General features: G+C 37.5%; 13 protein-coding genes and 1 riboswitch. Of the genes, 11 read left to right on the top strand and 2 right to left on the bottom strand.

The features are described from left to right. The first annotated feature begins 2 nt into the window (after nt 1-2). The 9 genes from purM to salA all read left to right on the top strand — a co-directional run bounded on the left by purM (nt 3) and on the right by salA (nt 8,576). Entirely contained in the window at nt 3-1,028 is a 1,026-nt protein-coding gene (gene purM / locus HNQ94_RS17915; protein WP_174497692.1) for a phosphoribosylformylglycinamidine cyclo-ligase, read from the top strand. After that, nucleotides 1,024-1,593 carry a phosphoribosylglycinamide formyltransferase gene (gene purN, locus HNQ94_RS17910; protein WP_174497693.1) on the top strand — a complete coding sequence of 190 codons (570 nt, stop codon included), beginning with the start codon at nt 1,024-1,026 and terminating at the stop codon, nt 1,591-1,593. Before purM ends, purN begins: the two co-directional genes overlap by 5 nt. A gap of 11 nt (nt 1,594-1,604) precedes the next feature. Next, nucleotides 1,605-3,143 (top strand): bifunctional phosphoribosylaminoimidazolecarboxamide formyltransferase/IMP cyclohydrolase, encoded by a 1,539-nt coding sequence (gene purH, locus HNQ94_RS17905; RefSeq protein ID WP_174497675.1) that lies wholly within the window; start codon nt 1,605-1,607, stop codon nt 3,141-3,143. A gap of 21 nt (nt 3,144-3,164) precedes the next feature. Next, entirely contained in the window at nt 3,165-4,433 is a 1,269-nt protein-coding gene (gene purD / locus HNQ94_RS17900; RefSeq protein WP_174497676.1) for a phosphoribosylamine--glycine ligase, read from the top strand. Nucleotides 4,434-4,438: 5 nt separating this feature from the next. Next, nucleotides 4,439-4,523: riboswitch (ZMP/ZTP riboswitch) on the top strand. 66 nt (nt 4,524-4,589) lie between these two features. Further along, a complete protein-coding gene (locus tag HNQ94_RS17895) occupies nt 4,590-5,429 on the top strand; it encodes a bifunctional 5,10-methylenetetrahydrofolate dehydrogenase/5,10-methenyltetrahydrofolate cyclohydrolase (protein WP_174497677.1) in 840 nt (279 codons plus the stop codon). 177 nt (nt 5,430-5,606) lie between these two features. Next, on the top strand, nt 5,607-6,044 hold the full coding sequence (gene rplM / locus HNQ94_RS17890) for a 50S ribosomal protein L13 (RefSeq protein ID WP_174497678.1): 438 nt from the start codon (nt 5,607-5,609) through the stop codon (nt 6,042-6,044). A gap of 21 nt (nt 6,045-6,065) precedes the next feature. Then, nucleotides 6,066-6,458, top strand: coding sequence for a 30S ribosomal protein S9 (gene rpsI, locus HNQ94_RS17885; protein ID WP_174497679.1), 393 nt, complete (start codon nt 6,066-6,068; stop codon nt 6,456-6,458). 258 nt (nt 6,459-6,716) lie between these two features. Next, entirely contained in the window at nt 6,717-7,442 is a 726-nt protein-coding gene (gene cwlD / locus HNQ94_RS17880) for an N-acetylmuramoyl-L-alanine amidase CwlD (protein ID WP_174497680.1), read from the top strand. Nucleotides 7,443-7,520: 78 nt separating this feature from the next. Next, nucleotides 7,521-8,576, top strand: a complete 1,056-nt coding sequence (gene salA, locus HNQ94_RS17875) for an iron-sulfur carrier protein/transcriptional regulator SalA (protein ID WP_174497681.1) — start codon at nt 7,521-7,523, stop codon at nt 8,574-8,576. Between the two features lie 78 nt (nt 8,577-8,654). On the opposite strand, the gene gerD is transcribed toward salA, so the two are convergent. Continuing rightward, nucleotides 8,655-9,311 (bottom strand): spore germination lipoprotein GerD, encoded by a 657-nt coding sequence (gerD, locus tag HNQ94_RS17870; RefSeq protein ID WP_174497682.1) that lies wholly within the window; start codon nt 9,309-9,311, stop codon nt 8,655-8,657. A 146-nt stretch (nt 9,312-9,457) separates the two neighbouring features. Here gerD and HNQ94_RS17865 point away from each other — a divergent pair, with 146 nt between their 5' ends. Beyond that, complete coding sequence (locus HNQ94_RS17865) at nt 9,458-10,120, top strand: KinB-signaling pathway activation protein (protein WP_174497683.1); 663 nt, start codon at nt 9,458-9,460, stop codon at nt 10,118-10,120. 23 nt (nt 10,121-10,143) lie between these two features. Here HNQ94_RS17865 and pdaB read toward each other — a convergent pair whose 3' ends face one another. Further along, nucleotides 10,144-10,908: a polysaccharide deacetylase family sporulation protein PdaB gene (gene pdaB / locus HNQ94_RS17860; RefSeq protein WP_174497684.1), complete on the bottom strand. Its 765-nt coding sequence runs from the start codon at nt 10,906-10,908 to the stop codon at nt 10,144-10,146. A 138-nt stretch (nt 10,909-11,046) separates the two neighbouring features. Between pdaB and HNQ94_RS17855 the strand changes: the two genes are divergently transcribed. Further along, on the top strand, nt 11,047-11,295 hold the full coding sequence (locus HNQ94_RS17855) for a hypothetical protein (RefSeq protein ID WP_174497685.1): 249 nt from the start codon (nt 11,047-11,049) through the stop codon (nt 11,293-11,295). Nucleotides 11,296-11,643 lie beyond the last annotated feature (348 nt).

The raw sequence follows: 11,643 nt of genomic DNA, 5'->3' as shown, positions 1-11,643 counted from the left end.
TGATGGTAGATGCATACAAAAAGGCTGGGGTAGATATTGAAGCGGGTTATGAATCCGTTCGCCGAATGAAAAAACATATTCAAAAAACAAATAGACCAGAAGTTCTTGGGGCTATTGGTGCTTTTGGAGGTATGTTTGATTTATCTGCTCTAAATATGAAAGAACCTGTACTCGTTTCTGGAACAGATGGAGTCGGAACAAAGCTGATGCTAGCATTCCAAATGAATAGGCATGATACAATAGGCATTGATGCAGTTGCAATGTGTGTGAATGATATTGTTGTACAAGGAGCAGAGCCATTATTCTTTTTAGATTATCTTGCATTAGGGAAAGCAGATCCTGCGAAAATTGAGCAGATTGTAAAAGGGATTTCGGAAGGGTGCATGCAGGCAGGTTGTTCGCTTGTTGGTGGAGAGACAGCTGAAATGCCGGGAATGTACGCACCTGAAGAGTATGATGTGGCAGGTTTTGCAGTTGGAGCGGTAGAGAAATCTAAAATCATCAGTGGTGCAAACATTGAAGCTAAAGATGCATTGATTGGTATACGATCTAGTGGACTACATAGTAACGGCTTTTCTTTAGTAAGAAAAGTATTACTTGATGAAGGTGGTTTTCAGTTAGAAGACTACTATTCCAAATTTGATAAAACAATTGGAGAAGAATTACTCACTCCAACTCGTATATATGTAAAGACAATTATAGAACTGTTGCAAAAATATGAAGTAAAGGGTATGGCCCATATAACTGGTGGGGGTTTTTATGAAAATATTCCAAGAATGTTACCAAATGGTTTAGGTGCCAAAATTGGCTTAGGCACTTGGAACCCACATCCAATTTTTGAACTACTTCAACAGACGGGACAATTATCCAAAGAAGAAATGTTTTCCGTTTTTAATATGGGGATAGGTATGGTGTTGGCTGTTTCCGCTAACGTTGCAGACGAGGTGATTGACACACTTATAGCTTTGGGGGAGAAGGCCTATAAAATTGGTGAAGTATCCGCAGAGAGTGGTGTCGAACTTGATTAAAAAGAAAATTGCTGTGTTTGCATCAGGGAGCGGTACTAATTTTCAGTCCATTGTAGATGCAGGATTAAAAGAATCTACAGCTTTTAAGGTCGAAATACTCGTTTGTGATAAGCCAAATGCTAAAGTAATAGAACGTGCCACGATAGCAAATGTTCCTTGTTTTGTGTTTGATCCTAAAACGTATGATAGTAAAAGGGATTTTGAAAAACAAATCCAAAAACAACTAGAACAAAAACAAATAGACTTGGTAGCACTTGCCGGTTACATGCGACTAATAGGCCCCACTTTATTAACGGCATTCGAAGGGAAAATTATCAATATCCATCCTTCCTTGCTCCCGGCTTTTCCTGGGAAGGATGCTATTGGCCAAGCTTTTGATAAAAAGGTTAAAATAACTGGGGTAACAATTCATTATGTGGATGCAGGAATGGATACTGGCCCAATAATTGAGCAAGAGGCTGTTCGGATTGAAAGAGAAGATACAAGGGAAGTCGTCCAAGAGAAAATTCAACGAGTTGAGCATCAACTCTTTCCAGAAATATTACATAACTTATGTGTTAGATAGGGGGAAAAAAGTTGTCCATAAAAAGAGCTTTAATAAGTGTTTCTGATAAAGAAGGTGTTGTGGAATTTGCGAAAGCTTTACAGCAGCACGGTGTAGAAATTATTTCAACTGGTGGAACAAAAAATCTTCTTCAGCAAAATCATGTAAACGTAGTAGGAATCTCGGATCTAACAGGTTTTCCAGAAATCTTAGACGGAAGAGTCAAAACACTGCATCCTAATGTTTACGGTGGATTACTAGCCGTTCGTGATAATGAAGAGCATCAAGAGCAATTACAAAAGCATAACTTACAAACGATTGATTTAGTCGTTGTAAACTTGTATCCCTTTAAAGAAACGATTTCAAAACCGGAAGTAACATTTGAAGAGGCAATTGAAAATATTGATATAGGTGGTCCGACGATGCTGCGTGCTGCAGCTAAAAATCATCGTGATGTAACTGTAGTTGTGGATCCACAAGACTATGAAACTGTTTTAGCTGAGTTTTCCGATAACGGTACAACATCCTATGAGGTTAGACAACAATTAGCGGCGAAAGTATTTCGCCACACTGCACAATATGACGCCTTAATAGCTAAATATTTAACAGAAGCAACAGGAGAAGAGTATCCAGAATCGTTAACCGTTACATATGAAAAGAAACAAGATTTGCGTTACGGGGAAAACCCTCATCAAAAGGCTGCCTTTTACAGCAATGCTTTATCGGTAACTTCATCAATCGCTTCGGCAAAGCAGCTTCATGGGAAAGAGTTATCCTATAATAACATTAGCGATGCCAATGCAGCAGTTGCAATTGTAAAAGAATTTCAACAGCCTGCGGTAGTAGCGGTTAAGCATATGAATCCGTGTGGAGTTGGAATAGCTGAAAATATTGAACAAGCATATGACCGAGCTTATGAGGCAGACCCAATTTCCATTTTTGGTGGAATAATCGCAGCCAATCGAGAAATAGATGAAGCTACAGCGTTGAAAATGAAAGAAATATTTTTGGAAATTATTATTGCTCCCTCGTTTTCAGTTGAAGCACTAGAGGTGTTAAAAGGGAAGAAAAACCTTCGTCTATTACTGTTAGGAATGGATGGAAATGACGAAGTAGAAAAAGCTCTTACTTCAATACATGGTGGATTGTTAGTACAGGAGGAAGATAGTTTTACGTTAGAACAAGCGAATATTTCCATTCCTACGAAAAGAGAGCCTACAGACAAAGAGTGGGAAGATTTAAAGCTAGCTTGGAGTGTAGTGAAACATGTGAAGTCCAACGCAATTTTGCTAGCAAAAGATCAAATGACAATCGGTGTCGGCGCTGGTCAAATGAATCGAGTTGGAGCGGCAAAAATTGCACTAGAGCAAGCGGGTGAAAAAGCAAAAGGGTCAGCTATGGCTTCCGATGCGTTTTTTCCTATGGATGATACGGTAGAAGTGGCAGCTAAAGCGGGAGTAACTGCCATTATCCAGCCTGGAGGATCGATTCGCGATGAAGATTCTATTAAAAAGTGTGATGAATATGGAATTGCAATGGTGTTTACAGGAGTTCGTCACTTTAAACATTAATGCTTGAAAGAGGTGCAGAACATGAAAGTGTTGGTTATCGGGCGAGGTGGACGTGAACATACTATTGCGTGGAAATTTGTCCAAAGTAAATTAGTAGAAGAAGTATTTGTGGCACCAGGTAATGACGGTATGACAGATGTTGCAAATTTAGTACCTATTGATGAGATGGATCAAGATAACCTCATTTCGTTTGCAAAAGAAGAAAACATTGATTTGGTTTTTGTTGGCCCAGAGGCTCCACTTCTTGCAGGGTTGGTAGATCGTTTTCAAGCAGAAGGTTTTCTCGTTTTTGGTCCTACAAAAGCAGCAGCTCAAATCGAGGGATCAAAGTCTTTTGCTAAAGCATTAATGAGTAAATATAAGATTCCAACTGGGTATTCGAAGACATTCTCTGAATATAATGATGCAAAGGCCTACGTGTTGCAGGAAGGCGCGCCAATTGTGATTAAGGCCGATGGATTGGCAGCTGGAAAAGGTGTAACGGTAGCAATGACTATGGAAGAAGCTCTAGCCGCGTTAGACGAAATGATGGTGCAGCATAAGTTTGGTGATGCAAGTCAACAGGTTGTGGTGGAAGAGTATTTAGCGGGTGAAGAATTTTCTTTAATGGCTTTTGTAAATGGAGATAAAGTGTATCCGATGGTCATATCTCAGGATCATAAACGGGCATATGATCAAGATAAAGGCCCAAACACAGGGGGAATGGGTGCTTATTCACCGGTTCCACAAATTTCTTCTACTATTGTGCAGGAAACGATTGATTACATCATGAAGCCCATTGCTTCGGCATTAGTGGAAGAAAGAACTCCGTTTGTAGGTGTATTATATGGGGGAATTATTGCGACAGAGTCTGGACCAAAAGTAATTGAATTTAATGCTCGTTTTGGGGATCCAGAAACTCAAGTGGTTCTTCCTAGATTGGAAAGTGACCTAACAGAAGTAATTCTTCATATATTAAAGGATGAACCTGTTCACTTAACGTGGAATGAGCAGGCAGTTGTAGGTATTGTATTAGCAGCTGAAGGTTATCCAGAAAATTACGTGAAAAACAAGCGGATTATTGGATTAAACAACCTTACTCAAGATACAATGAATTTTCATGCAGGTACGAAAAGAACAGAAGAAGGATTTGTAACCAATGGTGGACGTGTCCTTTTACTAGCACGTATGGAAAATACACTTGAGGACGCCCAACGAAAGGTATATGAAGAAATAAAGAAACTGCAATCTGAACATGTGTTTTTTCGAACAGATATAGCAGAAAAAGCACTTGTAAAACAGAAAAAGTAAAAAAGTTACGACACAGTTACTGACGACGGAAGTGGAATAGACCATAAGGGAGCTGTGTTTGGGTAATAGCCGGTCGTCTGGGCCGAGATAGGAATATCTCGTTTGATTTTATTGACTAATGTTTGATTAGTTTTCTTTAAGTTAAGGAGGAAAATGATGGAAAATAAAATTATTCTAGACGGCAAACGTGTGGCAGATACGGTAAAAGAAAAGCTACAACCGCGGGTAGAAAAACTAAAAGAAAAAGGGATTGTTCCTTGTTTAGCAACTATATTAGTTGGTAATGACCCATCTTCAGCGACTTACATTCGGATGAAAGGGAATGCTTGTAAAAAAATAGGTATTGAATCGAAAAAAATCCATCTGCCTGAAGAAACAACAACGGAACAGCTTTTACAAACAATTTCGGATCTTAATGCAGATGAGCAAGTACACGGTATATTGTTACAACATCCTGTACCAGAACATATTGATGAAAGATTAGCTTTTGATACGATAGCTATAAACAAGGATGTTGATGGTGTAACAAGCACAGGATTCGGTGAAACGGCTTTTAATTTTGGGCGTTATCCAAGCTGCACTCCAGCCGCAATCCTACAATTAATCGACTTTTATCAGCTGCCACTGGAAGGGAAGCATGCCGTTGTCATCGGTCGAAGCCCTATTTTAGGGAAACCAGTTTCTATGATGCTTTTAAATAGAAATGCTACCGTAACAACGTGTCATTCGAAAACAATAGATTTACCTACTATTGTTCGACAGGCTGATATCGTCGTTGCAGCAGTTGGAAAACCAAATTTTGTTCAAGGTGACTGGATCAAAGAAGGGGCAGTTGTTATTGATGCAGGCTACAATCCAGGAAATATTGGGGACGTAGACTACGAAGCGTGCTCTAAAAATGCAGGAGCAATTACCCCTGTTCCAGGCGGAATTGGCCCAATTACCATTTCCATGCTTTTGAATCACACGGTTAAATCAGCAGAAGAATCGATTTAAAGTGGGAATTTTTACGTTTCTCCCACTTTTTCTCTTTATATCTTGACATTGGCACCCCACATATTATAATATTACCTATGGCATTTTATTTCATAACCACGTGATAGCCCCGGAAAGTTATTCGTGTTGAGATAATAAAATTCGTAAAAAAGATTGATTTAATTAGGAGGGAACGAAATGCGCACAACTTTCATGGCGAAAGATAAAGAAGTTGATCGCAAATGGTATGTTGTTGATGCAGAAGGAAAAACACTAGGTCGTTTAGCTAGTGAAGTTGCTTCTATCCTTCGTGGAAAACACAAACCAACATACACACCGCATGTAGACACTGGTGATCACGTTATCATCGTTAATGCTAATAAAGTACATTTAACTGGTAAAAAACTATCTGATAAAATGTATTACCGTCATTCAAACTATCCTGGTGGATTAAAATCTCGTACTGCTGACGAAATGCGTACGAACTATCCTGAAAAGATGCTTGAACTTACTATTTCAGGTATGTTACCAAAAAATAGCTTAGGTCGTAAAATGGCTAAGAAACTTCATGTTTACGCAGGTCCTGAGCACAAGCACCAAGCACAAAATCCAGAAGTTTATGAGCTTCGTGGGTAATTATTAAGGAGGTCGACTAGAGTGGCACAAGTACAATACTACGGTACTGGACGTCGTAAAAGTTCTGTTGCTCGTGTACGTTTAGTTCCAGGTACTGGTAAAGTAGTTGTTAATAAACGCGACGCAGAAGATTATTTTCCACATGAAACACTACGCCTTATCCTAAACCAACCATTAGAAGTTACAGAAACAAAAGGTAGCTATGATGTTGTTGTAACAGTTACTGGTGGAGGTTACACTGGTCAAGCTGGTGCAATCCGTTTAGGAATTGCTCGCGCATTACTTGAAGCTGATCCGGAATACCGTTCAACTCTAAAGAGCGCTGGATTACTTACTCGTGACGCACGTGCAAAAGAGCGTAAGAAATACGGTCTTAAAGCAGCTCGTCGTGCACCACAGTTCTCAAAACGTTAATTTATACGATCAAAACCCTTGGTATTTTACCGAGGGTTTTTTATATTTTACAAATATCTTCCTTCAACTTTCAAAAATGAAGCGAAACTACCTATGGAAGTAGGAATCGGCTATTTTTGATTACCTTCCTTACCCCACTAACATTTTAACCTACTCTATTCAATAAACAATTTAAATAAGTATTATTATTTGAAAAGCATATTCTCAACCCTTGTCCCATATAGTTAAAACGAGTGGGGATTATGGGGAGGAAAACGTATGAAAAAGGTTGTTTACATCGTATTGTGGTTTGCTGGATTATTTGCACTCATTTATTTGTTGCAATATCCAGTAACGACGAAAGAAGCGTGGGAGCCTTGGTCTTTGCCTTTATCTGGAAAAGTAGTAGTCATTGATCCTGGACATGGAGGGGTTGATGGTGGAGCGGTTGGGAAAGATGAAACCCTTGAAAAAGACATTGCTTTAAGTACATCTATTCTATTACGGGATTACTTACAAGAAGCTGGAGCTTTTGTATATATGACTAGAGAAAAAGATCAAGACTTAGCCGCAGAAGGTACCCAAGGGCTATCAAATCGCAAATCTGAAGATATTCGAAAAAGGGTTCAGTTTATACAAGATAAAGAACCCGATTTCTTTGTGAGTATTCATTTAAATGCAATCCCATCTGCAAAATGGTCTGGAGCCCAAACATTTTATTATCCTGCACTAGATGAAAGTGAGCATTTGGCGAAGTTTATTCAATCGGAGATTACTCGTAACTTGAGTAATACTACGAGAAAGGCTTTAGCACTTAATAATATGTATATTTTAAAGAACGTTAAAGCGCCTGGAGCTCTAGTAGAAATTGGTTTTCTATCTAATCCGCATGAACGGGATTTATTAAAAACTTCTAGTTATCAAGATAAAATGGCTGCATCTATTTATGAGGGGATGTTACGTTACGTAACAGAAAAAGAATTTCCTAATGAAGAACAATCTTAACGAGTATGTTAATCACTTAGCTATGGATACAAGTTATGTTATACTATCCTTGTACAATTCCCAAAGGATGGTGACGATATGTTAACACAAGATCAAGTAATAGATATATTAAAGAAGTTTAAGGACCCATATTTACATAAAACGTTTGAAGAAACGAACGCAATTCAGGAAATAACCATAAAAGAAGAAAAGAACCATGTGAGTGTAAAGCTAGCAATAGGAAACCCAAATTCTAAAGAGCAGATGCAATTACAACAGGAAATTGTAGCGGCTTTAAAAAAAGAAGGGGTTACTACCGTTGGGTTGCGTTTCTCTAAACTTCCTGATGACGTAATGGGAAAATATGAAGAGGCTGCAAAGAAACAACAGGAGGCTAGCCTTTTAGGTGGTACTTCTAAAACGAACTTTATTGCTGTAGCTAGTGGAAAAGGTGGAGTTGGTAAGTCTACTGTTACAGTAAACTTGGCTGTAGCGTTAGCTCGATTAGGTAAAAAAGTCGGCATTATTGATGCGGATATATATGGATTCAGTGTTCCTGATATGATGGGAATAGAAAATCGTCCCCAAGTAAGAGGGGAAAAAATCATTCCGGTAGAACGTTTTGGTGTAAAAGTAGTTTCCATGGGCTTTTTCGTTGAGGATAACTCTCCAATTATTTGGCGTGGCCCAATGCTAGGAAAAATGTTAACAAGCTTCTTTAAGGAAGTGGAGTGGTCGGATTTAGATTTCTTATTATTAGATCTACCACCAGGAACAGGTGATATGGCTCTAGATGTACATGCTATGCTACCTTCCTCTAAAGAAATAATTGTAACGACTCCACATCCAACTGCTGCTTTTGTTGCAGCTCGTGCTGGACAAATGGCCTTGCAAACAGATCATGAAATTTTAGGTGTAGTCGAAAATATGTCTTATTTTGAAAGTACATTAACAGGCCAAAAAGAGTATGTTTTCGGACAAGGTGGGGGAGATAAACTTGCTGAAGTTCTAAAAACAGAAGTTTTAGGCCGTTTACCGTTGCACCAGCCATATGATGATGAAGATGACTTTGCACCAGGTGTATATCAAGAGGATCATCCAACGAGCAAAGTATTTTTAGCTATGGCAAACAAAGTATTGAAAAAATATAAATAATTAGAAAACCCTTGTCGATATTAATCGACAAGGGTTTTTGTTAAAAAATGGAACTTAGTACGTAGATCAGTATTAGAATCATGAGCCTGATCCCCCAGATCCGCCTTCACCTTCACTGCCTTGACCGCCACCTTCTCCACCTTGTTGCTGTTCGCTTTGTTGTTGCCCTTGTTGGCCTTGTTGACCTTGCTGACCTTGCATTTCTTCGGCTGCTTTCAGAAGGGTTTCAGTCATTTTGGCTTTAAACACTGGGCTTTCCAATGTTTCTTGGATTGTTTGTTCTAAATGCTCTCGAAATTGCTGGCTTTTCAATGTAGTCGCCATCATTTCCTGCATTTCAGGATTTTGAAATAATTCGAGCATTTTCTTTTGGTATTCCGAATCAGTGAGAAGGCCCTTCATCAAATCTTTTTGTGCATCTTCAATTGATTTCGTGTAAGTTTGGACGAATTTTGGATCCTCAAATAATTTATTCCAAAATTCTTTCCCTTGATCGGAAGTTAAAGTACTGTTGATAGCCTGCTTGACAGTTTCGGATTCCATCACTAGTTCTTGCTTCATTTTATCGTCAGTCAGTACTTCCTGTAAGGCGGTTTTGCCTTCATCCGTTTTTATTATATCTACAACCATTTTTTTGGTTGTCTCATATTGAGCATCACCTTGTGACGCATTACCATTTCCACCACAAGCTACTAAAAAAACTAAAGTTGTGAAAATAGGTATCCATTTTATCATTTTGGACCTCTCCTTCATAAAGACATCCTATTTGTTAATATGGAAGTGCAGTAAAAAAATATACATGACTAAAAGAGGAAATATAAGATAAAAAGTGATAAAATACGATAGGATAGAGAATTCATTACTGTGGGAGGATTTTTTTAGTGACTAGTCGTAAATGGGTCCGTTTATTTTTAACAACTTTATTTCTCGGTGTTTTAGCTACATTAATAACAAGCTTTTTCGTAAAAGCCGATTCGTATAGCATGTTCTTAAGTCCTTTAAATATTTGGGAAATTTTTGGGGCGCTGTTATGGTTTACTGGCGTCGGTTTAATATTCAGTATCGTAAGCCAAATGGGCTTTTTTGCCTATTTATGGATAAACCAATTTGGTTTAAGTCTATTTCGTAGTTTATGGAATCCCGTTCAGATTATTTTAATTGCATTTGTTTTGTTTGATCTTGTTTATTTTCGATTCAACGATGCACCTGAAGGGTCCTCTATCGTTCCATACTTAACAACTGCTGCTGTTCTTTTTGTTTTTGGATATGCTGTTTCTTATGTAAAGGCCAAAGAGACAAACAAGAGAGCTTTTATTCCTGCTTTGTTTTTTATGATTGTCGTCACCACTATTGAGTGGATACCAGTGTTACGTACGAATGATCCTGACTGGATGATGTTAATGATTGTTCCTCTTTTGGTTTGTAATACATATCAATTGTTAGTATTGCATCGTATTGTTGGTTTTAAAACCCAAGAGCAACAAGATAATTCAACTGTTAAACAGACAAATGTTAGTAAATCAAATAAAAAAAAGAAAAAGTAGGGAAACCGTGTTCCCTGCTTTTTCTATTCTATCGTCTTACTATTTGCTGAACTATTTGAAATGATTTCAGATATCGTAACAAATTCAAGTTTTTTCTCTTTAATAGAAGGAATAATTTGTTCCAATGCTTTTTCCGTTTGCTTTATAGCGTCAGAAGCGTGTAATAGAACGATGTCACCATCAGAAGTTTGCTCTAATACAGTATTAACAATTTTTTCAGTTCCTGGATTTTTCCAATCATTAGGATTAACACTCCAATATATTACTGAAAAGCCCATTTTTTCTGCTGTATTAAGTATTTCTTCGTTAAAATGTCCATTAGGGGGCCGGAGTAATTTTGTATCAGAATAGCCTAATTTGTTAAAAACTTCACGAGCTTGACGCAGATCTTTTTTCACTTGCTCTATATCTTGTTGAACATAACTCTTATAACGGTAACCTAACATGCCTATCTCGTGATTATCTTCCGCTATTTTCTTTAAAATATCAGGATGTCTCTCAGCCCATTCCCCGCTAACAAAAAAGGTAGCATGTACATTTTCCTTTTTAAGGACATCTAGCACGTCATATACTTTTTCCTGCCCCCAACTAATATTAAAGGTTAGTGAAACTTGCTTTGAATCTTCTTGTCCACTTTTAACTAAAGCTTGTGGTCCATTTTCTGTTGAAAAGACGGAATAAGTACTTGTCGTCTCTGTCAGTAAGTATACAGCTGCAAAAAACGACATGCCAATAACCAAAGCCCATCTTTTCCATTTAGTGAATTTAAAAACAAAGAAATGCTGCAATCTTTGTCCCCCCTATTACCAAGATAATATATTCTATGAATGCATGTACACAGTTATGTGAATTTAAAACAATACTAATAAAAAGGACAAAAATGGAGAAAATGTTAAGGCAATCATTTCACATTGAGGAGAATGGGCATGTTTGGATTAATCATCAATGATGTTGAAAAAAAAGAATTTGAATACTTGTTGAAAAGAGAAATGGAAGAGTTAATTCATGATTTAACAAATAGACATATTGACCAAATTGTAAAAAGAGCCATGAGAGAAAGATATAATATTTTGTTTAAACTATTTAAACGTTTTGCGGACAAATCAGATTGTATTAAATATATGCCATCAAAATACTTTTCTTCTAGTTTAAATGAAAAGGACGTTTATAAGTAAGGTTTTGCATAACTGGTTTTTGTTGAGACCAGTAAATTTGTTTCGGTAATTGATTACCCTGAATTTTCACAAATGTTTAGAGCTTAATAAGCTTTTCAAAAATGTGTCTAAATCGATTGACATATTTCTTTATTCATGTTAAATTAATGTTCGTCGCCAAATAAGGCGCGAAAAACACAAGAAAAATATGTTGACAATGATAGTTCAGCATGTTATATTTATAAAGTCGCCATTTTGAGCGACGCAAGCTTTCGAACTTTGAAAACTGAACAAAATAACCAGTACGTCAATTCGCTATTTTTTAAATAGCAAAGCAACAAAACGAGTTACAAGGATGTCAGCATCCAA

It is taken from the genome of Salirhabdus euzebyi (genome assembly GCF_014207435.1).
Classification (GTDB): domain Bacteria; phylum Bacillota; class Bacilli; order Bacillales; family Alkalibacillaceae; genus Salirhabdus; species Salirhabdus euzebyi.
The sequence above is the reverse complement of the archived record's forward strand: the minus strand, read 5'-3'. Positions and strand labels throughout refer to the sequence as shown.